The 24,194-nt window shown below is 40.3% G+C and carries 21 protein-coding genes; 6 read left to right on the top strand and 15 right to left on the bottom strand.

Annotated features, from left to right (window positions below):
- Positions 1-107: 107 nt before the first annotated feature.
- The gene (locus tag ACE1CI_RS02050) at positions 108-1,259 is read left to right on the top strand and encodes a pyridoxal-phosphate-dependent aminotransferase family protein (protein ID WP_413268146.1); all 1,152 of its coding nucleotides are present in this window, start codon (positions 108-110) and stop codon (positions 1,257-1,259) included.
- 82 nt (positions 1,260-1,341) lie between these two features.
- On the opposite strand, the gene ACE1CI_RS02045 is transcribed toward ACE1CI_RS02050, so the two are convergent.
- The 5 genes from ACE1CI_RS02045 to ACE1CI_RS02025 form a co-directional block, all read right to left on the bottom strand.
- Positions 1,342-4,041, bottom strand: coding sequence for a CHAT domain-containing protein (locus ACE1CI_RS02045; protein ID WP_413268145.1), 2,700 nt, complete (start codon positions 4,039-4,041; stop codon positions 1,342-1,344).
- A 341-nt stretch (positions 4,042-4,382) separates the two neighbouring features.
- The gene (locus tag ACE1CI_RS02040) at positions 4,383-7,538 is read right to left on the bottom strand and encodes a two-partner secretion domain-containing protein (RefSeq protein ID WP_413268144.1); all 3,156 of its coding nucleotides are present in this window, start codon (positions 7,536-7,538) and stop codon (positions 4,383-4,385) included.
- Positions 7,539-7,625: 87 nt separating this feature from the next.
- Positions 7,626-8,456 (bottom strand): DUF928 domain-containing protein, encoded by an 831-nt coding sequence (locus ACE1CI_RS02035; protein ID WP_413268143.1) that lies wholly within the window; start codon positions 8,454-8,456, stop codon positions 7,626-7,628.
- A gap of 258 nt (positions 8,457-8,714) precedes the next feature.
- Positions 8,715-8,840, bottom strand: coding sequence for a hypothetical protein (locus tag ACE1CI_RS02030; RefSeq protein WP_413268142.1), 126 nt, complete (start codon positions 8,838-8,840; stop codon positions 8,715-8,717).
- A 30-nt stretch (positions 8,841-8,870) separates the two neighbouring features.
- Positions 8,871-9,092, bottom strand: a complete 222-nt coding sequence (locus ACE1CI_RS02025) for a DUF2949 domain-containing protein (RefSeq protein ID WP_459564166.1) — start codon at positions 9,090-9,092, stop codon at positions 8,871-8,873.
- A gap of 330 nt (positions 9,093-9,422) precedes the next feature.
- Here ACE1CI_RS02025 and ACE1CI_RS02020 point away from each other — a divergent pair, with 330 nt between their 5' ends.
- Complete coding sequence (locus tag ACE1CI_RS02020) at positions 9,423-9,650, top strand: hypothetical protein (RefSeq protein WP_413268141.1); 228 nt, start codon at positions 9,423-9,425, stop codon at positions 9,648-9,650.
- A gap of 290 nt (positions 9,651-9,940) precedes the next feature.
- Here the strand turns inward: ACE1CI_RS02020 and ACE1CI_RS02015 are convergent, their stop codons facing one another.
- Together ACE1CI_RS02015 and nblR are read right to left on the bottom strand one after the other, a co-directional pair.
- Positions 9,941-10,519 carry a DUF192 domain-containing protein gene (locus ACE1CI_RS02015; protein WP_413268140.1) on the bottom strand — a complete coding sequence of 193 codons (579 nt, stop codon included), beginning with the start codon at positions 10,517-10,519 and terminating at the stop codon, positions 9,941-9,943.
- Positions 10,520-10,545: 26 nt separating this feature from the next.
- Positions 10,546-11,241 carry a response regulator transcription factor NblR gene (gene nblR / locus ACE1CI_RS02010; protein ID WP_413268139.1) on the bottom strand — a complete coding sequence of 232 codons (696 nt, stop codon included), beginning with the start codon at positions 11,239-11,241 and terminating at the stop codon, positions 10,546-10,548.
- A gap of 250 nt (positions 11,242-11,491) precedes the next feature.
- Here nblR and ACE1CI_RS02005 point away from each other — a divergent pair, with 250 nt between their 5' ends.
- Positions 11,492-12,232, top strand: a complete 741-nt coding sequence (locus tag ACE1CI_RS02005; RefSeq protein ID WP_413268138.1) for a TRP family putative cation channel — start codon at positions 11,492-11,494, stop codon at positions 12,230-12,232.
- Between the two features lie 179 nt (positions 12,233-12,411).
- On the opposite strand, the gene ACE1CI_RS02000 is transcribed toward ACE1CI_RS02005, so the two are convergent.
- From ACE1CI_RS02000 to petM, 3 genes are all read right to left on the bottom strand, one after another.
- Entirely contained in the window at positions 12,412-13,329 is a 918-nt protein-coding gene (locus tag ACE1CI_RS02000; RefSeq protein ID WP_413268137.1) for an NAD(+) kinase, read from the bottom strand.
- A 50-nt stretch (positions 13,330-13,379) separates the two neighbouring features.
- A complete protein-coding gene (locus ACE1CI_RS01995; RefSeq protein ID WP_413268136.1) occupies positions 13,380-14,354 on the bottom strand; it encodes an SDR family oxidoreductase in 975 nt (324 codons plus the stop codon).
- A 164-nt stretch (positions 14,355-14,518) separates the two neighbouring features.
- Positions 14,519-14,623: a cytochrome b6-f complex subunit PetM gene (gene petM / locus ACE1CI_RS01990; RefSeq protein WP_073594361.1), complete on the bottom strand. Its 105-nt coding sequence runs from the start codon at positions 14,621-14,623 to the stop codon at positions 14,519-14,521.
- Between the two features lie 103 nt (positions 14,624-14,726).
- On the opposite strand from petM, the gene pdxA reads away from it, so the two are divergent.
- Complete coding sequence (gene pdxA, locus ACE1CI_RS01985; RefSeq protein ID WP_413268135.1) at positions 14,727-15,818, top strand: 4-hydroxythreonine-4-phosphate dehydrogenase PdxA; 1,092 nt, start codon at positions 14,727-14,729, stop codon at positions 15,816-15,818.
- A gap of 4 nt (positions 15,819-15,822) precedes the next feature.
- Here pdxA and ACE1CI_RS01980 read toward each other — a convergent pair whose 3' ends face one another.
- From ACE1CI_RS01980 to ACE1CI_RS01960, 5 genes are all read right to left on the bottom strand, one after another.
- Entirely contained in the window at positions 15,823-16,290 is a 468-nt protein-coding gene (locus tag ACE1CI_RS01980; RefSeq protein ID WP_496615194.1) for a phosphatase domain-containing putative toxin, read from the bottom strand.
- A gap of 223 nt (positions 16,291-16,513) precedes the next feature.
- The gene (gene upp / locus ACE1CI_RS01975; RefSeq protein WP_413268133.1) at positions 16,514-17,146 is read right to left on the bottom strand and encodes a uracil phosphoribosyltransferase; all 633 of its coding nucleotides are present in this window, start codon (positions 17,144-17,146) and stop codon (positions 16,514-16,516) included.
- Positions 17,147-17,156: 10 nt separating this feature from the next.
- Positions 17,157-18,374, bottom strand: a complete 1,218-nt coding sequence (locus ACE1CI_RS01970; RefSeq protein WP_413268132.1) for a URC4/urg3 family protein — start codon at positions 18,372-18,374, stop codon at positions 17,157-17,159.
- Between the two features lie 47 nt (positions 18,375-18,421).
- On the bottom strand, positions 18,422-18,811 hold the full coding sequence (locus tag ACE1CI_RS01965; RefSeq protein ID WP_413268131.1) for a four helix bundle protein: 390 nt from the start codon (positions 18,809-18,811) through the stop codon (positions 18,422-18,424).
- Between the two features lie 85 nt (positions 18,812-18,896).
- Positions 18,897-20,162, bottom strand: coding sequence for a GTP cyclohydrolase II (locus ACE1CI_RS01960; protein WP_413268130.1), 1,266 nt, complete (start codon positions 20,160-20,162; stop codon positions 18,897-18,899).
- A 295-nt stretch (positions 20,163-20,457) separates the two neighbouring features.
- Here ACE1CI_RS01960 and ACE1CI_RS01955 point away from each other — a divergent pair, with 295 nt between their 5' ends.
- Together ACE1CI_RS01955 and ACE1CI_RS01950 are read left to right on the top strand one after the other, a co-directional pair.
- Positions 20,458-21,189, top strand: a complete 732-nt coding sequence (locus ACE1CI_RS01955) for a gamma-glutamyl-gamma-aminobutyrate hydrolase family protein (protein WP_413268129.1) — start codon at positions 20,458-20,460, stop codon at positions 21,187-21,189.
- 220 nt (positions 21,190-21,409) lie between these two features.
- Positions 21,410-24,175: an adenylate/guanylate cyclase domain-containing protein gene (locus tag ACE1CI_RS01950; RefSeq protein WP_413268128.1), complete on the top strand. Its 2,766-nt coding sequence runs from the start codon at positions 21,410-21,412 to the stop codon at positions 24,173-24,175.
- The last annotated feature ends 19 nt before the right edge of the window (positions 24,176-24,194 follow it).

Here is a 24,194-nt window from a genome sequence, read left to right as displayed (position 1 = left end):
GCCAAGAGTTTTGAGTGAAAAAAAGTTATTTAATTCCAAACTTTTTGAGAAATTCTAAATTCAGAACTCACAATTAAAACATAGCAGACTGTATCTAGGAGAGACTGATGGACAATAAGTTAATATTAATGATTCCGGGACCAACACCTGTACCGGAACAAGCTTTACTCGCTTTGGCGAAACACCCAATTGGGCATCGTAGCAGCGAGTTTACCCCAATTATGGCGGAAGTTTTCCAAAATCTGAAATGGATTCACCAAACCCAAAATGATGTGCTAGTTTTGGCAGCTAGCGGTACTGGGGCGATGGAAGCGGGGATTATTAATTTTTTGAGTCCTGGCGATCGCGTTTTGGTAGGATCGAATGGCAAGTTCGGCGAACGTTGGGGCGAAGTTTGTCAAGCTTACGGCTTGAATGCAGACATTATTACCGCAGAATGGGGTAAACCTTTAGATGCTGAACAGTTCCGCGAAAAGCTAGAAGCTGATACAGAGAAGCAAATTAAAGCGGTAATTGTGACTCACAGCGAAACTTCTACAGGCGTATTAAACGACTTGGAAACTATTAACCGCCATGTGAAAGCGCACGGTGAAGCTTTAATGATGGTAGATGCGGTGACGAGTTTGGGCGCAGTTAATTTACCCATCGATGAATGGGGAATTGATGTGGTAGCTTCGGGTTCGCAAAAAGGTTATATGATTCCTCCAGGTTTAGCTTTTGTGAGTGTGAGTGCCAAAGCTTGGGAAGCTTACAAAACTGCCAAATTACCTAAGTATTATTTGGACTTAGGAAAGTATCGTAAAGATGCGGCGAAAAATAGTTTTCCCTTTACGCCACCAGTTAACTTAATTGTGGCATTACAAACAACTTTGCAGATGATGCAAAAAGAAGGTTTGGAAAATATTTTTGCCCGTCATCAACGGTTGAAAAATGCCACTCGTGAAGCGGTAAAAGCTTTGAGTTTGCCTTTGTTTGCGCCAGATAGTGCTGCTTCTCCTGCGATTACAGCAGTTGCGCCAGTACAGGTAGATTCCGAACAAATTCGCAAGGTACTCAAGAAACGCTATGATATCGCAATGGCGGGAGGACAGGATCATTTAAAAGGTAAAATCTTCCGCATTGGGCATTTGGGTTTTGTGAGCGATCGCGATATACTAACTGCGATCGCATCCCTAGAATCAGCCTTACTAGAACTAGGCTATGATGCCTTCACCCCCGGCGCAGGTGTCGCCGCTGCCGCCAAGGTATTTAATAGTTAGTTGAATGGTAATTGGTAGTTGGTAGTTGGTAGTTGGTAATTGTAATTTTTACCACTACCCACTACCCACTACCCACTACCATTCACAGCCAATTTCCCACCAAAACATAAGGTGCCCAAAAATAAGGATTGCGGTAACTACGATTATTTAATAAAGTAATTTGAGCACGACGTAAAGCTTCAGCTTTTGTGATTCCAGGTGTTGCCAACTCTCGATAAAATTCCGCCATTAATACAGCAGTAGACTCGTCACTAACTTTCCACAAAGTCGCCAAAGTACTGCGTGCCCCCGCCCTAACTGCTACACCTGCAAGCCCTAACGCCGCCCGACTATCGCCAGCGGCAGTTTCGCAAGCACTTAAAACTAATAATTCAATTTCGCTGGGTAAATTGGGATTTCTAATTCTGAGTAAATCATCTAATTGTTTCACATTTATCGGCCCATCCCAAGCTAAAATAAATGTTTGTTTAAAGTTAGAACTAAACTGTCCGTGAGTAGCTAAATGAACCACAGGAAAAGGCAATTCTGCTACTTGTTGTGACAAACTTCTACTAGTAAAATCTTGATTTAAAAGTGTGATTCCGGGAACTTCAGCATTTATTTGTTGCAATTCCATTCTGACTCCTGGTAATGCTGAAAAACCCTCCCTTTCTTCACTTAAACCTCCCGTTAATGCCCGTAATCTTTTCCGATTTAAAGGCTGAGTTCTTAATAATTGTAACCCCGGAGTTAGGGCAATATTATATTTTTCTAGTAAATATTGTTGTCCATCATGTAAAGCCGCCATTGGGATATTTCGCAAAGAACCATCTGATATAAACACCAAAGTTTGTACGCCACTCGCCTGTAAATCTGCTTGCATGGGGCGAATTAACCAATCATATACTTGCTGAGAAATTTGTAAACGTTCTTCTTGATTAGAATGGCGAATTGCTAAAGCTTGTTCGAGTTGGTTAATGGTGCTTTCTACTTGATTTTGCGGAATCGATACTTTATAATTTTTTAGGGGTTGTTGCGGTAAACTGACGATAATTTCCAATCTATCAGGAAGAATTACCGGATAAATAATGGCTGCTTTTACATCCAGTTTTTCAATTTGTTCAGGTTTAGCATCTAAACAAGCTTCTCGGAAAAAGTTATCCAATTCAGCTAACTGCAAAGATTCAATTACTAAACGCGCTTGGATAAGCTTTGTTTGAGTAACTCCCCCTCTTTCCCCCCCGTTGACGGGGGGGATGGAAGGGGGGGTAGAAGGTTGTAAAAGTAAATCAACCAATTCCCGATAAACAGGTTCAACACTATCCCGGAAAGTGAATTGCACTTCTGGGTTAATGTTTACTAAGTCGCTGCGGAGAGATTTTAAGGTGTTAATGGCTGTGGTGTAGGATGCGATCGCATTTTCCCAACTTTTCTGAACTTTGTAAAGTCTCCCCAATTGCCATTCCCACAAATAGCTAATATCCGTTGCATTAATAGAATTAGCCTGTTGTAAAGCTTGTTTAGTTAACTGTTCAGCATCCCGAAATTGTCCGGTTTTTTCGTATAATTCCCCTAGAACACCCAAAGAGTATGATTCGGCGCGTTTATCTGCTAAACTTTTCGCTTCTTGAACTGCATTCGCCAGTAACTTTCCTATACTCTGCGGTTGCGTAAATTCCCAATTAGGATTAGCCGTTTTTAACAAAGAGTTAGCTAAATTAATTTGAGCAAAAACTTTATTTCTATTAGCTGGAGTTTGAGCAAGTTCAGCTTGAATTTCTTGCCATAAACTTTCCGCTTCCTTCCATTGTTTAGTTTCCAGTAACAACCGCATTTGATTAACTTGCGCTTGCAGTTTTTGATTACTGAAATTCGCTATAGTAGCAGCTTTTTGATAATAGGTTAAAGCTGCTATTTTTCTTGGTTGCACTTGTTGATTATCTGCTGTATCCTCCGCTACTGCTTCAACTCTTCTAGCTAAAGCTAATTCTGTATTACCCAAATTAATTAAAGCCGTAGTTAAAGCAGATGGAGAAGCTAATTTTTCCGCAACTTCTAGAGCTTGTTTACCTAATTCTTGTGAGGTTTCTAAATCTCCATTAGTGCGAAGAATTGAGCTTAAACTAAGTAAACCTTTAAGTTTAAGCTGCGGATTGGTTTGATTTTGGATATTTTGTTCTAATTGTGTTAAAATTTTAGCCGATCGCTGATAAAAACCCAAGCTTTGTAAAGTTTGTGCTTGATTGATTAAACTGCCAATTCTCCCTTGTTCATCACCAGCTTTTTGGTAAGCAGCGGTAGCTTTTTGTAAGGTTAAAAGAGCCTCTTCCGTTTGTCCTAATGATTGTTGCAAGCGTCCTTGGGTGTTTAAAACTGTTGCTAAAACCTGATTTTTTTCTCGGTTGGAGTCGGGAATTGTCTGCAATAAATTTAAGCTTTGGTCAATTGTGGATTGGGCGGATTGGCGATCGCCTAATTTCTGGTAAGCTAAAGAAAGAAAACTAAGAGTTAATGATTGGCTTAAAGTATCTTTTTGGGCAGCAAAGTTTCGTTCTGCTTCTCGCCAAAGTTTAATTGCTTCCGCAAATTGTTCTCCTTCGTATAAAGTTTTTCCTTGTTGGAGTAATTGCGAAGAATTAAAATTAGAAGAAATGGAACCACAGAGACGCAGAGAACGCAGAGAAGAGTTACACAGAAAAGAGAAATTCGCTGTTGCAGGAGATGGGAGAATCAAGTTTTCCCAACAGAGGGAAATTACTAGTCCCAAGCATAAAACTAAACTGAATTTAAAAGGTTTAAACATTTTCCTAAAACTCGTTCGTTGTAACGACTTCAGTCGTAAAAGTTCGTTGTAACGACTTCAGTCGTAAAAGTTCGTTGTAGCGACTTCAGTCGTAAAAGTTCGTTGTAGCGACTTCAGTCGTAAAAGTTCGTTGTCACGACTTCAGTCGTAAAAGTCCGTTGTCACGACTTCAGTCGTAAAAGTTCGTTGTCACGACTTCAGTCGTAAAAGTTCGTTGTCACGACTTCAGTCGTAAAAGTTCGTTGTAGCGACTTCAGTCGTAAAAGTCCGTTGTCACGACTTCAGTCGCTTCTTCCCAAAATAGAAGCACTAAAGTGCTCACAACAAACTTATTTAAAAATTCACCTCGAACGACAAGCAGGTAAATTAAAAGGTGCATCATGCAAAGTAAAATTAGCAGTTTCAGCAGTCAAAATCACCTCACCTTTACTTCCAATTACCCAACCTTGAGCTTCCACAATAGTTGGAGATTGATAACTCTCCCCTGGTGCTTTGCGCCCCTGCACCCCTGCATCCTTACTTACTTGCGGAATGCGTAAATCTTCCCAAAACAAATCACCACTTAAAGGTTCATTCGGATTAGTAGGAATACCACCCCTTCCAGTCACATAAAAAGTACTAACTTCTTCACCTTCGGGACAAGTTTGAGCAACTAAATTAGTAGCATCCACAACTTCTACTTTAGGCAATTCCGGTGCTTTCACTTCCACCTCGCCTTCAATTATCAACTCTCCACGAGCATTAATAATACTATCTGGTGAAACCAACAATAATAAATCGGAACCACTAGGAGCAGAAATATTAATATTACTTCCACCAGTGGGAGATTCTGCATCAGTAATGATTTTGCTTCCTCCTAACAAAACCATAATTTGAGTATTAATCTTAATATTTCCCTCACTTCCCCCTGCGCCTGCATCAGCAGAAATCACACTTTGACGGCGTAACACAACATTTTGCGAATTGAAAGTAATATTCCCCCCTGTACCTTTTTGCGATGCAGCCGAAATACTACCTTGATTATTCAGCAAAATACTCGGAGAATCTATGCTTAAATTACCTGGAGTTCCAACTCCGGTAGATAACACCGAAATTTGTGCAGGGTTAGCAGTTCCATCAGCGTTCTTACCAACTCCCGCTACTTCTACATTATTAGCGCGAATTGTCACATTTCCCGCTTTCCCTTGTTCCAACGGATTATTTAATGGTGCTTGAGTTAAAGAAGCTGCTGCTACTCTTGCACCATCTCTAACAGTTAAACGTCCTGTTTCTACGATTAAATCTCCCCCATTTCCTGTAGCATTTCCTTCCACTCTTGCTAATAAACTACTGGGAAAAATTCCATCGGGAGAACGACCATTTAACTGCACATTTTCAGCTTTGACAGTTAAACTTCCCCCGTTACCACTTCCTGTAGTAGAAGCAGTAACTTGACCTCCATTTCCTACAGTTAATTCCCCAGATTGAATATTTAAAAAACCAGCTGTACCAGTTCCGGTTGTTAATACAGAAATTTGCGTTGGGTTAGAACTTCCATCGACATTTTTTCCCACTCCATTAACTTCTACCTTTTGGGCAGCACGAATTGTTACACTTCCCGCTTTTCCTTCCCCCAAAGAAGATGCTGCCACTCTTGCGCCATTGGTAAGAGTTAAACGTTGGGTTTCTATCACCACATTTCCCGCATTTCCACTTGCTTTTGGTTCAACTCTCGCTAATAAACCACTGGGAAAACCGCCATCGGGCGATCGACCAATTAATTGCACTTCTTCAGCTTTTACAGTTAAATTTCCCCCATTACTAATTCCCTGAGTAGAAGCAGATATTTGACCTCCATTTTCAGCAGTTAATTTTCTAGTTTCAATATCTAAAGTTCCAGCTTCGCCACTTCCAGTAGTTAAAACTGATATTTGCGTAGGATTAACTGAACCATCAATATTATTACCCACTCCCGTTACTTCTACTGAATCTTGGGCAAGAATTGTTAAGTTTCCCGCTTTTCCTACGCCTAAAGAAGCTGCGGCAATTCTTGCGCCATTTGTCACTGTTAAAGTGTCAGTATTAATAATGATATTTCCAGCGTTTCCTGTGGCTTCTTGTTTAGTTCTCGCTAAAATTCCACTAGGCGCTGTACCATCAAATGACCTACCATCGATTTGGATTTGATTGGCTTGAATATCAATGTTTCCTGCATTTCCACTCCCAAAGGTTTCCGAAGATATTTGTCCACCTTCACGAGTCACTAAATTTCCGGTTTCAATGTTTATCTTTCCAGCATTTCCTGCGCCTGTGGTTTGGGTAGATAATGCACTTGGGTAAATTATATTTTGTTCGTTTTGGGTAACATCTTTTACCCCAATTATTTCTACTTTATCTGTCGCTTGTACAGAAATATTTCCGGCGTTAGCTGGTGTATCTGTTAAGGAAGAAGCGGCTACTCTCGCCCCGCCTTCGACTCGCAAATTTCTGGTATTAATGTTGATATTTCCACCATTACCATTGGCGTTTGATTCTACTCTAGCTTGCAAGGCGCTGGGAGTTCCGTCTGCTAATCTACCAATTACTTCTACAGATTCAGAGGCATTTACTGTCAAGTTTCCTCCGGGTTCTGCGCCTAAAGTGTTAGCTCTGATTTGAGAACCGTCGGTTAATCTTAAACTTCTAGTTTGAATTAAAATATTACCACCACCAACCCCACTGGTATCAACTGTGGCTGTTTGGGAAAGTTGGATGTCCCCTAGTTGGTTGATTAATGGTTGAATGTTACTAAATAGTGACCATGAACCATTGGTAATTGATGCTAATTCTATTCTGCCTTTTTCTGCTTTCAGGTTGCCACCAATAAAGTTTATTTGATTAGCTACTAAAGAGATAGTTTGACCTGAGTTCACTTGTAAGTTTGAACCTTGGATGGTAATTCCAGGGGAAGAAATTGTGGGGGAATTTATTTGTAAACCAAGAGGAACACTGACGGTTAATAGGGGTGTGCTTCCTGTAGAATTGGCATTGAATTGAGTGCCATCGGCAAAGTTAATTGCTTGGGCGGTACTGGCGATAAATGCGCCACCAATATTTAATTGAGCATTTGGCCCAAAAATAATGCCGTTGGGATTTAAAATGAATAGGTTGGCGCTACCGTTGGCTTTAATTAATCCATCAATAATAGAAATCGAGTTACCTGTAACGCGAGTAATGATATTTTGAATATCTACTGAGTTGTTAAAGTTGGCGGTGTGTCCTGTGGGAAGGGAAAATTCTTGAAAGCTATGAAATAAATTTTTACCTGCTTGTGTTCCGCCGTTAATCAGGTGAATTACAGGTGTTCCTTGTCCAGGTGTGGTGATTCCAGGTGATGTGTCGTTAGTTGGTGTCACTATGGAATTATTGGGTAGCGTTCTGTCGGGTACTATCTGTGCTGAGGTGGGATGAGATAGAACTAAAAAAAATAGATAAGTCCCTACTCTTAGCCAGAGTCTGAGATCAGCTATTTTGTTCATAAAATTATTCCTTAAAATTGAATCGGAAATTTGCTTTTTTTCGTGATAGATTTGTCGGCAAATTTCCAGATAAACCTTAATAGTTTATCAAGGTTTTATGGGGATAATTAACATTTGTTCAGAGATTTCACTTAGGCCAGCCGATCGCAATAGTTCACTCCACTCAGTAGTTACCTGTAAATTTTGTGGTGAGGAGTAATGTAACTGAGCTAAATTAGCCAAAGCGTCATACCAAATGTTGTACTGACGGTACAAAGCAATGCGATCGCGTAATCCAGCTTTTTGTATTTGTTCGTTGATTGCTGCACGTAACTGTGTCCGCCAAATCCAGCCTTCGACAACTAAATCCTTCTTTCTATTTGCCCGATCGCAGCGAATCACGAAATACCACTGGTAGCTTTTCCCAACATCCAGAGCCGGAGCGGTTTCTGGGAGTTTGAAGCCAAAGATGCCTGGAACTTTTGGAGTAGGGAAATTAGCCCGGTAAACTTCTTTTTCGCCAGCATCATTAAGAATAAATTCTACAGTATTAGCACCTGTCTTGGGAAGGTAGACAAAAAATGTCGGACGTGCTTCTACTGTTAATCCCATGAGTAGGGTAATTTTCGTCCGTGAGTTGGCAGTTTGTTCGCTAATTTTTGGGACTAAAGCTGTTAATGGTGGATTGGGAACCTGTAAATCGTTGGGACAGTTTAGTATTTCTCTAGGACGCTTGCCACCTGATTCTCTTCTTCCGGGAGAACCAATATCTGGTGGTGGTTCATAAGCAGATGAACTATCTATTTGATCCCAAGGACTAGATGTATTTTGATTAGTTGGGGTAGTTTCTGCTTGGGTGGGTAAGGGAGTAATAGTAAATAATTTGCAAATTAGTAGCAAAGTTACAGAAACTAGATATGGAGATAATTGCTGTGGCATAATCAACACTTTTAAGTTATTTTTGGCAATGCTTACCTTTCGGACTACGCACCATACCCTAAGAAACCCGGTTTCTCATTCTTACCCTCAAGGTAAAATGACGAATTACGTTAAGAAACCGGGTTTGAAGCGTAAGTCCAAAGATAAGAGCACCAAGAGTCCGCCTCTGTTACTCGTTCCCTGGTTGAACCTGGGAACGAGATCGCAGGAGGTTCTACCTCCAAAAGTGGAGCCAGATCTGAGTAAGTGCTTACTTTATTATTTTAAGTTTTGGGCATAAAAGAATGGGTTAGCGATCGCTAACCCATTCGGGAGCTCTGGTATGGAATTTGGTGTCACCCCTCGATTCTGTGGTAACTTACTCAGGAATACTTGATTTGACATGATCGCCAGATCCTTGGGGATAAATAAATATTAAGCTTGTTCCAACCAATCATATATTCTGTTTAACTGTTCTAGTGTTACCAAACCATATTGCCAAAGAATCATTGGCAAAGGGCCTGGATCTTTTTTGCTGTGTCTTAGGGCGATCGAAAGCGATGCGCCGGAAATCGACAACTCTTCTTGCAAAAATCTAATAAATCTCGAATAGTTTGCGGGTGCCACTCCTACATCACCTCCGGTACTAGACACCATTTTCTAATATTTGTCTCTCCGGCATATAAATCCGGTAGACAGTATTCTCTTTGTCACTGTTCTTGGGTTCAAAAGTGTTGTTTGTCGATTTACCCAAACCCAAGTGTAATCAGAGCTTGGCAGCACAGACAATACTCAAAAAACCTGAGCAACGTAGATGACGAGTTGAGGATTAGTTTTAATTGTGTTCAGCAGCTTTTGGCTAAAACTCATCATTTAAAAAAAGCTTTTTATTCAGCTTTTTAACCTCAACAAAATTGTTTTTTTATTGTGATCTTGTTTTACCTCAGCGCTTTCACTAACCTCATCTCTAACAAGGAAGATGTCGGAATGCTTCTGCCACTATATCTACAGGAGTATAGTGGGAAATTCCCTGCATCTTTAGTTAATAATTTTTGCTTTTTTGACTTAACTCTTGGGGAGAATTTACAATCTCACGAAAAGTTATTTTCGCCAAAGTCGGCAATTTCCGTGTTGAGCACGGTTCCTTTAGTTCTGGCTGTTAATTTCTTTCGCCTCACACCTAATTCCCATCTGCCTGAAGAGAAATATCACTAAGCTTTAACTCACAATTCTTAGGCTTTTCTCCTATTGGCTCTGCAAAGGGATTCAGAACTCAGAACTTATGGAATTTAAACAGTGCCAGTACTTTAAGCAAGCATACTTTACTGATAGTAACTTACTTTTTTACTGACTCAATCTTGCACTTCCGGTAGTTTTGCCTACTGCAAGGGCAATTCTCTCTCGAATTCGCATTGCCAGGACAGCGTAGCAAATTCTTAGAGTTATTTATCAATATAGACACCAATATTAACATTTGGGTTCAAAAGTTATAAGATTTCAACAAGTTATAGTAAAGATTTTGTATGCTTAGGGGATGGAGGTGATAAAAACTCAATTTTCACCTGTTGTCCGGGTTTAATCCCCAATTGTGCGGCTCTACCGCCACGTAGCTCAATTACTTGGTCTATAGTTCCATCAGGGCCGTATGTAGGGCAGGGATCTTCCTTACAGGGGGGGACATTGGCGGCGATCGCTCTGACCACGCCATCCCTTAAAAAAACCATATCCAAAGGAATCACCACATTTTTCATCCAAAAGCTGACTCTTTGAGCAGGAGAAAAGGAAAACAACATTCCGCGATCGTCTGGCAAATTTCGACGATACATCAACCCCAAAGATTGCTCAGAGGGAGTGCGAGTCACTTCTAACTGCACAACTTCACCGCTAGCAAACTGAGCTTTAGCTGAAATCGGTAACATTTGACCCAAATTTTCGGCTAATTCCTGTTTATTAGGAGATTTCGTGCTTTCTTGTTGAGAAATCAAAGTTATATTTCCAGAATTCACTGGCGCAGTTGTAGAACAACCCATCAGCCAAATTCCCAATACCAAACCTAGTAACTTAGGAGTTTTCCTGTTACTCATCACTGTACCACTCCTAACTATCTGTTTTAAGTTTCCCGCAGTACGTAACCTACGCCTCTGACGGTTTGAATTAAGCGTCTTTCGTTTTCTTGTTCAATTTTCAGACGCAAATAACGAATATACACCTCAATGACGTTGGATTCTCCCATAAAATTGTCACCCCAGACATTTTCCAGAATTTGCTCTCTGGTCAAAACTTCGCGAGGATGTTCCATGAGATACTTCAACAAATCATATTCCTTCATTGTCAAATCAATGATTCTGCCATTACGCAGGGCTCGGCGCGTACCCAAATCTAAAACTAAGTCACAGAATCGTAACTGTTCCGAGCTATAGTTATCCGGCTGGAGGTAAAGACGGACTAACTTTAAAAATGTTTCCGATCGATAAGGTTTGAGAAAGTAATCATCTGCGCCTGCTTCTAGGCAAGCAACTCGATCGTCCACACTGTCACGCGCCATCATCAATAATACTGGGGCTCTACTTCCCGCACGGCGCAGATTTTTACACACACCTAATCCAGAATCCCCAGCTAACATCCGGTCTACTACAATTAAAGCGGGTTGGCGTTCTATGGCTTGTAGCATTCCCGTATTCGCATCGTGAGCTACAACTGGTTCATAGCCTGATTCTTTCAAGTCAAGGCTAACACTTTGCGCCAAGGCTTCATCAGTTTCTATGACTAAGACGCAAGGGCTGTTGTTGATGGTAATAGTATTCATAACTCCCCGGTTTATAAGCATTAATACTTGAGCTTACTGTAACATCATCAGTTTTAGCACGTTTGCAAAGACAGGGGGGGCTCTGTTAAATTTAGAACAAACTTTTCAGCTTAATGCTGTAGAATATTTGTCAAAGGAAAAAACCGATCCAGATTTGGACAAGATCCGGGCTAACCAGCAATTTCAAAGTTTACTAATTGCTAAGCTTAGGAAAACCAACTTAAACATAGACAACTTATCAATTAGCAAGATGCACAAACCTTGCGTTTCTAATATTACCAATATTCCCAACGCTCTCGCCATTCAAGTTGAACAGGTGACAGAATTACCAGATGCTTTACAACAAATAGGATTGCAAGGATCGCGCCCTACTCTAGTGATTGTCGGCGGTGCTAGTGGATTAACCCAGGAGTATGTTACTACTTTGCAAAGATTATTTGAAGAAAAAATAGCTCCCTTAGCAGAAAAATTTCAAGCTTATGTAGTAGATGGTGGTACAGATGCTGGCGTAATGCAATTAATGGGAAAAGCGCGTTTAAATTCAGGTGGAACATTTCCGTTAATTGGTGTAGCTGCAATTGGAACTGTGATACTTCCAGAGATCGAAAACACATTTGCTGATGCTGCACCTTTAGAACCAAATCATACACATTTTGTATTGGTTCCTGGTAATAACTGGGGAGATGAATCGCCTTGGATTGCTGACGTAGCAACTAGTTTAGCAGAGGGCGCACCCTCGGTAACAGTTTTGATTAATGGTGGAGGAATAACTTTAAGAGATGCCAGTAATACGATGAGACTTAATCGACCATTAATCGTAGTTGCAGGTAGTGGCAGAACAGCCGATCGCATTGTAGCAGCTTTGCAAGGAGAAGTTGCCGATGAGCAAGTAAACCAAATCGCTCAATTCGAGAAATTAACCGCCGTTGAACTAGAAAATGACTTTTACTCTATTGAACAAGCGATCGCCCAAAAACTTTCCTCTAACTAGTCACCATAAGTCATTCAATTTTCAATTTTAGATTGGATATTTTAGACCCAATTTGGAAAAAGGCGATCGCCAATTGTGTGAAAGCAACTTCACAATTAAAGACTGAGAGAGGGAACAGGGGACAAGGGGAGAAAGGGATTTTTACCTTCTGCCCCTGGAGCCTAAGCGAGTCCCCTTAATCAAGGCAACTCTACCGAAGTAGGTTTAGCAACATGAGGCAAACCCCAACCTAATTTTTCGCGTAAAACTCGGAAAAACTCAGGTGATTGTAAGCGAATAAACCGGGCACAGTAGGGAGACTTTTCTACCAGAACATAATCAGTTGGTAAAACATAACACCCAGCATTGCCATCTACTACCATTACCAGTCGCTCTAAATTTACCGGAAAAATCGTCACAGGCTCAGTATTAGCAAACACCAAAGCACGGGAAGCCATTGAATGAGGGCAAATAGGCACTAATTGTAATACTTCCACATCAGGCGTAATTACTGGCCCACCAGCACTTAAAGCATAAGCCGTTGAACCAGTAGGAGTAGAAATAATCACCCCATCGGCGGCAACATCAACCAATGCGTGTTTACCCACTTTAATTTCAAAGTGGCACATACTAGTCAGTGGTTCCCGATGAATCACCATTTCATTTAAACAAAGGGCTTCCCATAACATTGCATTGTCCCGAAACACCCGCACTGCAATCATGGTTCTCTGTTCAACTTCATATTCTCCTGCCATTACCTTTTCGATCGCTAAAGGCAATTGATTCAGGTATGTCTCGGTCAAAAATCCCATGTGACCCGTATTTACAGTCAACAAAGGAATTCCAATGGATGCCACTTGACGAGCCGCTGATAGAACAGTGCCATCTCCTCCCAAGACGATGCCAAAAGACATTTCTTTGTCAAATCCAGGAGGGCTTAATAGGTCGATAGGCGTGTGGCAAACTGGGCTTTCGGGAGTAGCATAGCCAAGAATACCGCCTGCACCTGTGGTCATGACAACATCCCATCCAGCAGCTTTTAGCTGGTCTTTTAATTCGCCAGCAACACGACAAGCTACAGGTTTAACGTCGTTATAAATAATCCCAGCTTTGGGCACGCGAAAAAGTCCGTTTTTTGGTCAATATGATAAACGATTTTAGTAGTTCTCTAAAATCTTAAAGACGTTTTTTTCTTTTTATTTTTCGTTTGGCTAGCTTGATAATCTAACTCTTTGAGTTTCTTCAAAATCCGACTAAAGTAATCTTGTAAGTAAGCTTCCAAGGTAGTCGTTTCTTCTGGATTCAAGCCAAAAACAGGATAAACTGCTTCCATTGAAGCATTGAATGGTTTATCTGTCGCTAAAACTTCGGCAAAAGCTAATCGATCGGCTAAATTCCAGCCCCATTGGAAAAACCGAGCCACATGACGTGCTGTACGCATTAAGTTCGTCGGTAGGCGGGTAACTTTAGCTTCTTGTCCAGATAAACGTTCGCACAAGCGAATGATTTCCTCAGCTGTCCAAGCTCTTGTTCCCACAACCGGAAAAGTACCTTTTTCAGTTTCGGGAACAGACAAGGCGCGAACGGCAAATTTAGCTACATCTTGAGTATCCATGTAAGCAACGGGGGCACTTTGCTGAGTTACCCAAACTGCCTGTTTGTCTAAGATGGGAACTGCATACTGACCAATCAATCCCTGCATAAAACCACAGGGGCGGAGAATGGTGTAGTTTAAACCTGATTCTGCCAAAAATAGTTCCGTACAACGTTTAATTTCCATCAGTGGGACTTGGGGATATTTTTCCGCATCCAAGATGGAAAAGAAAATGAAACGTTCCACACCCGCTGCTTTGGCAGCTTGAATTAATGCTACTTTGCCTTGCCAGTCTACCTGTTTAATGCTCAGGGAGTCTGTGGGACGAGCAGTAGCAGCATCAATAATTGCTGTTACACCTTCTAAGGCTGGGGGTAAGCTTGCCGGATCGCACAAGTCACCAAGAACTAATTGTGCGCCCCATTCTTTTAAAAAAGCTGCTCTTTTAGAACTTCTGACTAAACAGCGAACTTGGTGTCCTTCATCTAGGGCGCGACGGGCTATCTGCCTTCCCAAGGTGCCTGTGGCACCGACGATTAATAAGCTCATCCCGAATTTTAGTAAAGAATTTTAAACTTTCTATAAGATGTTATCAGAATTTGCTCATTAATGCTTCTTCTTTTGGGGAATGGGGGGATGGGGGGATGGGGAGAGATCTAGCGCTTTTATCTCCCCCCATCCCCCTACCTCCCCACCCCCCCACCTCCCTACTTCTACTCTTCTTTGCCTTGGATTTTCAATAATGCAAAGCCCATTGATAAGCCTACAAGCACTAGGACAATAGCCAAGAATGCTGCATTAAAGATTTCACCGCTCATTAGTTAAACGCTCCTTTGCCTTTGTGATGATTTCAAACCCGCAAAGTTAGTATAAAACAGCGAGGGGGATCTCTCCCTAATAGAGTTGGGGTGGATGGGAAAAATGAAAACAGAACAAAGTTTCTTTACAGAAAGTGGCTCGATACTCAGAAATGATGATTTGCGTCCTTGTTTGGCGGTGACGTTGGGAGATCCAGCGGGTATTGGGCCAGAGGTGATTCTGAAGGCTCTGGCTGATCCTAGTGTGACCCAAAGTTGTCGGGTGACTGTGGTGGGTAGTCGATCGCTACTCCAAAAAACCTACTCTCATTTACAAAAGATTCTGCCAGGGGAAAGTCTGGCCCATCCAGATTCTCTGTCTATTTTGGATGTGCAATTTCCTGATTTAGAGGGGGAAATTACTTTTGGTTGTGGTAATGCTGCTAGTGGGGCGATCGGTTTTGCGTTTCTGGAAACTGCGATCGCCAAAACTTTAGCAAATCAGTTCCAAGGTATTGTCACAGGACCGATCGCCAAGTCTGCTTGGCAAGCGGCTGGACATGATTACCCTGGTCAAACTGAACTTTTGGCGCAAATGTCTGGTGTGGAACGCTTTGGGATGTTGTTTGTGGCGCGATCGCCTCACACTGGCTGGACTCTCCGCACTTTACTTGCTACCACACATATTCCTTTATGTCAAGTCTCCGAAGTGCTGACACCGGAATTAATGAGTCGGAAATTAGATTTGTTGGTAGAGTGTTTGCAGCATGATTTTGGCATTGCTCAACCGAGAATTGCGGTTGCTGGTTTGAATCCGCACAGCGGGGAGCAGGGAAAATTAGGTAATGAAGAGAAGTATTGGTTAAATCCTTGGTTGGAATGGGAGAGGAAAAGGCGATCGGATTTAGTTTTAGATGGTCCGATTCCTCCCGATACAATGTGGGTAAAACCGGGTCAAGCTTGGTTTGGTAATCATAGTAGTACCCCTCTATCAACTCATGATGGATATCTTGCGCTTTACCACGATCAAGGTTTAATTCCTGTGAAGTTGATGGCGTTCGATCGAGCAATTAATACTACTATTGGTTTACCTTTTGTTCGCACTTCTCCCGATCATGGTACAGCTTTTGATATTGCAGGTAAAGGTATTGCTAACCCTACAAGTATGAAAGCAGCTATAGAGTTAGCGGTGGAGTTAGTGAAGCAACGAAGTTGAAAGTTTAAGCAGCTTCCGGGAAAGCATCCAATTCTAAATAAGTTTCACTAACTAAAGATAGCGTTTGCAAATAGGAAGCAAAAACTTTGTTGTAGAGAGCGCCCCGTCTCTTTTGGCGTAACAGAGCTACTGCATCAATACCGCTCATACCAAGGTACATCAGAATTAATCCAGCTACTAAAGCCGATCGATTGTGCCCCATCCCGCAATGAGCTAATACCCGATGCCCACTTTTCACTAAACTTGCGCCGAGTCTGACCAGCGAGTGCAGCCTTTTTAAATTAGGTAAATCTCGATCTTCAAAGGGGAAATAAATATAGAGAATTTGATTAGATAGGTATGGAACACCTACATCCGAGTCACCATCAAGATCGAAAATTACATTAATGCCACTGTCAATAATAGGTTGCCAGTCGTCTATATCTGGGGAAATGAATAATTGACCGTTTTTATCTATGGGGAAAAGTTCCATAATTGGGTAATTCTGCTATTGGCTAGTAAAACACTTTTCTCAGAGTGCTACTTACTTTTTAGTTGCTTACTTTAGCTTTTGAAAGTACCCGCTTGGGGTACTCTTTTATTTGCCAAAAGCAGAAAAACTATTAAGCGAGATCCCCGACTTCTCAAAGAAGTCGGGGATCTAGAAAGCGAGATCCCCGACTTCTCAAAGAAGTCGGGGATCTGTTGTCTGCTTGCTACTTTGTACCGTAAAGTCGATCGCCTGCGTCACCTAAACCGGGAATAATATAACCTTGTTCGTCTAAATATTCATCTATTGCTGCTGTGTAAATTGGTATGTCGGGATGTTGTTCGTGAAAATGGGCAATTCCTTCGGGTGCAGCTAATAAACACAAAAATTTCATTGATAAAGGATTGAGTTCTTTTAATCTATCTACTGCTGCAACCGCAGAATTCCCAGTTGCTAACATGGGATCTACGATTAATACATCTCGTTGTTCAATATCATGGGGCATTTTAAAGTAATATTCTACTGCCATTAATGTTGTGGGATCTCGATATAGTCCAATATGTCCGACTCTAGCTGAGGGCATTAATTCTAAAATACCATCTAAAATTCCCTGTCCTGCCCGCATAATGGAGACAATTACCATCTTTTTTTCTGGGGCTAACATGGGTGCAGACATGGGAGATAGTGGGGTTTTAATTTCTACATATTTTAGGGGTAAGTCTCTGGTTACTTCATAAGCCAATAATATGCCAATTTCTCTTAAAAGGTTGCGAAATTTTGCGGTGCTGGTGTCTACTTGCCGCATTAATGTTAATTTATGTTGGATTAAGGGATGGTTAATTATAGTAACTTCTTTCATTATCTACCTTTTAAAATACGGTTCCGTCGCTGTGAATTTTGATGGGAGGAATGCCACCTGTTCTTAATTCTAAGGCAATTTTTCTCCCAGCAGTCCAAGTTCCGCCTTGCAAAACTTTGACTAATGGTAATTCTGTGGCAGTCATGTTTAACTTTTCTCTAATTGCGATCGCAATGCGATCGAGCAAACAAACGGTTAACGCTCTCCATTCTACAATTAATTCTGACTCTACAGGATGAGTTTTTTGCAAATCTTCGGGATTTTTCAATTGTAATAAACCCATATCTAAACATAACCCACCGTTGCGATATTCAGGTAAACCTGTTAATTGGTTTAATTCAGTAATTTCTAAACCTAATTCTTGCAAAGGTTCTAATAGAGAATAGGTTAACCATTGGGAGAGTTTGTGGAAGGGGATAAAGCGATCGCTTTCTTCCTCTCCCCCCAAAGCTGAATGAATCCAAACATCGCCTAAATTAACTCCATCAATTGTCAATCTCCCAGGCCAAATTTCGCCTAATCCTGTTAAAACTGCTTTTAATACTTGACTAGCACTTAATTGATGATTTCCCTGTTTTAATAAGTAGTCTACCATATTTCCGGGTCGGGGATTTTTTTGACCAAATATTTCGATGTTTTGGGTTAAAACTGTTCCCAAACTTTGCAGTAATTTTAATCTTCCTTCTCCCCCAACTAAAGGATTATTCTCAGTTACTTGAAATCCTTGTTGCAATGTGGTTAACTCTAAAGTTTGTAATGCTTTAGCATCTGCTTGTAAAGGTAAATCACGATTACTAGAAAAAGCACCTTGAGAGAACATCCGAAAACTGGCAACAGCTAACCCTTCCGAACGGCGAAATACTTGCCCACTTTCCTGTTCAAAATACTGCCAATTTGCGCCAGCGCCAGCATCTAATAAAACGCTAATAATTGCCAAATCAAACTTAACTTTCGCTTTTTCCAGAGGGGAAAATTCTGCCAAAGCTGCATCTAATTCAGTGATGCGAGAAACATTTCCTACCTCAAAATGTCGCCAGCGACTATGAAAAGGAATATCTAAATTTGGATAATCATCGCGCATTACTTGAATAACATAATCAGCGCACTTTTCCAACTTGCTTAAATCAATGCGAAAGTAGGGCAATTTATCATCTAATGCTAGAGTAAAAATGCGATCGCACCTTTCCCGAATTGCCTCTGGACTTCGTAAATAATCAATAATTTGCATTTTTGGGTAGTTGGTAGTGGGTAGTTGGTAGTGGGTAGTTGGAATGGTTAATCATTATTTCCTCTTTGTTGTTTTACAGCATTGTCAAGATATTTTAAATAAGCGTTTATTTTAGGAGATAATTCATCAATGATTGGTTTTAGTTGATTTACTTGTTCAGTTGTTAATAGATTCCGTCTATAAGCACGTCTTAACCAATGTCTTGTTTCATTTAATGAACCTCTTGCCATTCTTACAAAACGGCGATTATCTGAGAAATTGTAACGACCTCTTCCTTCGGCTATATTGGCACCAATGCTATCAGCAGCACGAATAATTTGTTTGCCAACTGTATCTTGAGCTATTCTATGCCAGCCTTCAACTATTTGCCAAATTGCATCTGCTAAACTTTCAGATAGTTGATAAACTTTTAACTTCTCGAAATCTGGTCTTTCCATTGTTAGGTAGTTGGTAAAAGATGATTACCTATTCTCTCATAATTCCTGAGCAATTACCAACTACCAACTACCAACTACCCAATACCTATTCTGATAAACTTCTGCCTTTGATTTGAGAAAGTGCGATCGCATCTGGCACAGTATTAGGAGTATAGTAACCAGCTGCTTGTTTTGCTGCAATTTCTACCTGTGCATCTTCAGGAATTCGATCGTCAGGAATAGCGATTCTTTCGATTACTTGAATTCCCGAATTAACAATGGCATTGTACTTCATATCGCTCATGGAAACTAGGCGATCGATCCGCGTAATGCCCAACCAATGTAACACATCTGGCATTAATTCTTGAAAGCGCATATCTTGCACGCCAGCGACACATTCGGTACGGGTAAAATAGGCATCTGCGCGATCGCCACCTTCTTGGCGTTTTCTGGCATTATAAACCAAAAACTTAGTGACTTCTCCTAACGCCCTGCCTTCTTTTCTTAAATAAACAATTACTCCCACACCACCAGCTTGTGCTGTTTGAATACACACTTCAATTCCATGTACTAAATAAGGGCGACAAGTGCAAATATCAGAACCAAAAACATCAGATCCATTACATTCATCATGCACCCGAACTGCTAATAATTTATCCGGGTCAGTAATTGCTTCTACATCGCCAATTATGTAAACAGTATTGCCGCCAATTGGAGGTAAGAAAACGTGCAAATCTGGGCGAGTTACTAATTCAGGAAACATCCCACCAGTTTGTTGAAACAGCACTTGCCGCAAATAGCTTTCTTGCACGTTTAATCTTTTAGCAATTCCGGGTAAATACCAAACAGGATCGACTGCTATTTTGGTAACTACTAAATTGCCATTATCCTTCAAAATTTTGCCATCAACTTGCAAAATTCCTTGATTGACCACCTCTTGCAATTCTGGCATATTAATATGAGCTTTAGTAATGGCAATTGTCGGGCGAATGTCGTATTCTTTTTGATAGTAGTCTTGGAAAACTTCGCCGACTACGGCACCAAAAGGATCGAGAGAAACTATTTTATCTGGATCGGACCAACTAGGATAAGGGCCAATATGAACTACAGGAGAAGTATTAGTTAAATCTGGGCGATGATTTGCTTGCAGTGAACCGGAAGCGATCGCCAAAGCGCGATAAACTGAATAAGAGCCAGAATGAGTGCCAATTACATTTTTTTGGGCAGGATTTGTTAAAGTTCCAATAATAGGCCCGCGTTTCATTCCGTCAATTTCTCCCCAATTAATTGACACTGGTTTTTGACTCGTTCTACCCGGATGAGATGTGAGAACAATATGTTTGTATTTAGATGTTGTTGTGGGTTTTTCCATAAAGTTGACTCTGTATGATAAACTAATATCATAGCAAACCAAGTATAAAATTCGGGTGTTCTAGACAGCATAATTGATAAATTTACGATGTAATTTCAATTAGTGGTGCAATTTTTCTGGATGATGATTTTTATTCCTGAATCTTTCTGCTTAGTATCTCCCGATACAAAAATCTCAGCAGTTACCAATTTAAAATATAAACTTTATAAATAAAGTTCAACTGATAGAATTGAACCCTATTAGGGAATACTATCTTATAGAACAAAACTCACTCACCGATTTAAAGAAAAGTTTTATGAAATTTCACCCACCTTTAATTGGCGTTACCACATCGATTCAAAATAAAACAAATGACTACTGTCTACGGCATGAGTATATAACAGCAATTCGTTTAGCAGGTGGGTTGCCAATGTTAATACCACCGGGCGAACCTAACTTAAATAGTATTTTAGAATGGGTAGATGGAATTGTGTTTTCTGGAGGTGGCGATCTCGATCCTGCTACTTACAATGGTGCCGAGCATCCAGAGATTTATAATGTGAATAAGGAACGCGATCGCTTTGAATTATCCCTAGCAAAATTAGCCTTAGAAACAGATATTCCTATTTTAGGAATTTGTCGCGGATTAGAAATATTAGTAGTCGCTAGCGGGGGCAAATTAGTACCACATTTACCCGATGAATTTGGAGAGAAAATCATTCATCGCCAAGCCCAAAGTTGCCCTGCTGAACATAAAGTACAAATCATTCCGGGAACTCATCTGGCTAACATTATGGGTGTCGAAGAAACAAAAGTTGTTTCATGGCATCATCAAGCTGCTAGTAATATACCCAAAGGTTGGCGTTTAGCAGCAAAAGCAGCAGATGGAGTTATTGAAGCATTAGAACATTTGGATCATCCTTGGGCTTTTGCTATTCAATGGCATCCTGAAATATCCTTAAATGATGCCCGTCAACAGCGAATTTTTCGCACTTTTATTCACACAGCACAGCAACGTCAAATGATGCTTTCGCAAAAAGCTAGTTAATTATTAAAACTATTGTGCCTATTTGTCTCATTTTCGCTAATTATCTTCATGTTAGCGACAAATCAACTTTTTCATTTTAAAATAGCTTGTAAATCTTTCTATTTATAGATGAGCTTACTGGATAATATGTCTTATTATTCACTTAAATTGCCGATCTCAGCATCTACTTTGTAGCCGATAGTTCCATAACCCTGAGAAAAACTCTCAAATTCCAATTAATATGAACTCAAATAAAAGTCGATCGCACAGATTCCCTAAATCTAGAATAGGGCAATATTTAGCCAAAGTTACTTTAGTTGCGATCGCCTACTTTGTTGGAGGAAAGCTAGCGGTTTCCATTCCAGGTGTCGCACTCTTAGGTTCTTCGGTATGGCCTCCCGCAGGAATTGCCCAAGCTGCACTATTATTATTAGGACTGCGTTATTGGCCTGGAGTAGCTTTAGGAACATTTTTCTTCGAGATTGTCGGGATAAAACCCTTATTAACCTTAGCATTACAAGCAGCTTTTGGTTCCACATTACAAGCAGTATTTGCAGTCGCTTTCCTGCGTCGTTTAGGGTTTCATTCTTCCCTGAATAACCTCAGAGATGTAATTAATTTTATCGTTATTAGTGCGCTAATTTCCACCCAAATTAATTCCTTTTTAGGGCCACTGCGAATGTGTTTAGCCGGACTAGTGGACTGGAGTCAATATTGGGAAGTTCGCTGGAATTGGTTTTTGGGAGATGCAATGGGAGTGTTGATTTTTACCCCATTATTATTAATTTTATTTCAACTAAAGGCAAAAATTAATTTTCATAAAATAAACCTAATAAATTTACCTGAAAATTGGTTGGCATCTGGCGTTTTACTGATTTTATTAGTCACAGTAAGTTGGATTGTTTTTACAGCCAAAACTGAAGCAGAAATTTCCCGTTATCCATTAGAATACTTACCTTTTCCGTTTATTATTTGGGCTGCTATTCAATGGGGTCAGCCTGGTGCTGTTTTTGCTTCCTTTCTCATCTCTTGCATTGCTATTTGGGGAGTGATTAATGGAGGAGGCCCTTTTATTGCTAAAGGGGAAAATATTAATCAGGCTATACTATTTTTACAAGCTTTTTTGGGAGTAAGTACCATGACCTCCCTGTTATTAGCTGCTACAGTAACCGAACGCGCTTCTTCGGAAAAATTACTCCGACAAAGTGAGACTAAATATCGACAACTAGTAGAAACCGGAAACAGTATTATTGTCAAACTAGATACTAAAGGAAAATTTACTTTTTTTAATGAATTTGCTCAAAAATTCTTTGGTTTCTCGGAAGAAGAAATCCGGGGAAAAAGTCCCGTTGGTACGATTATTGCCCAGAATGATACAGGAGAAAAAAGTATCGCAGCGATGATGATTGATATAGTCCAACATCCCGAATTATATGAGCAAAATGAGTATGAAAATATCCGCAAGAATGGGGAAAAAGTGTGGGTATCTTGGTCAAACAAAAGCTTATTAGATGCTGAGGATAATTTCATTGGAATTATTGCTATTGGTACAGATATTACCGAACGCAGAAAAGCTGAATTAGCGCTACAAAAGCTGAATGAAGAGTTAGAAATTAGAGTGGCAGAAAGAACAGCTACTTTAGCAGCAACGGAAGCTGAACTCCGAGGATTTATTGCGGCAATGACTGATGTAATATTGATAGTCGATCGCCAAGGATATTTCCTCAAAATTGTTTCTACAAATCCGGCACTTCTGCTTAAACCTTTATCCGAACAAGTAGGAAAAACCATACATGAAGTTTTACCAAAAGCACAAGCTGATATTTGTTTTAATCATGTACAAACTGCTTTAGCAACGCAACAAACTGTCAATTTTGAGTATAGTTTGTCGATCAATAATCAAGAGGTTTGGTTTTCGGCTAATATTTCGCCTTTGTCAGATGAACAAGTGATTTGGGTAGCTAGGGATATTAGCGATCGCAAAATATTAGAAAACAAGTTACGCGATTCTTATGCTCAATTAAATGCCCTTTTAGAGTCAATGACTGATATCATATTAGTCATTGACTCTCAAGCCAATAATATCGATGTTGCACCGACAAATCCCCAACGTTTATATCCACCTGAAATTGATATTATTAGTCCCACTATTGAAGAATTTTTAGTAGGTGAAAAAGCCGAAATCTTCTTAAATCAAATTCACCAAGCACTAGAGACAAGACAAACCATTAATTTTGAGTATAATCTGCTAGTTAATGAAACTGAATATTGGTTTTCTGCCAGCATTACACCAAAATCTGAAGATTCAGTAATTTGGGTAGCTAGGGATATTAGCGATCGCAAAAAAGCCGAAGCCGAATTACGTTTAGAAAAAGAGCGATCGGAACTATTATTACTCAATATTTTACCAGAACCTATAGCCAATAGACTCAAACAAGATAGCAGAGTTATTGCCGAAAGTTTTAATGAAGTAACAATTATGTTTGCCGATCTTGTTGGCTTCACTTCACTTTCCACCAAACTGCCACCTATTGAATTAGTTAACTTATTAAATCAAATCTTTTCTACCTTTGACCAATTAGTAGAAGAATTAGGCTTAGAAAAAATTAAGACAATTGGTGATGCTTATATGGTAGCAGGAGGATTACCAATTCCGCGAGTTGACCATGCAGAAGCGATCGCTGATTTAGCAATATCCATGCTAAATGTAATGCAGCAATTTCAACTTAGCATCGACGAAAAACTACAAATTCGCATTGGGATAAACACAGGAATAGTAGTAGCTGGAGTCATTGGTAAGAAAAAATTTATTTATGATTTATGGGGTGATGCTGTTAATGTTGCTAGTCGCATGGAATCTCATGGAATACCTGGTTATATACAGGTTACAGAAGCCACATATCAACGACTCAAAGATAAATATTTGTTTGAAAAACGCGATCAAATTCATGTCAAAGGAAAAGGCAACATGACAACCTATTTTCTCAAAAGCAAAAAACTTATATAGGTTGTCCAGATCCCCGACT

The sequence above is a fragment of the Floridaenema flaviceps BLCC-F50 genome, from assembly GCF_041929275.2.
Lineage (GTDB): Bacteria > Cyanobacteriota > Cyanobacteriia > Cyanobacteriales > Aerosakkonemataceae > Floridanema > Floridanema flaviceps.
This window is presented reverse-complemented; position numbering and strand designations above follow the sequence as displayed.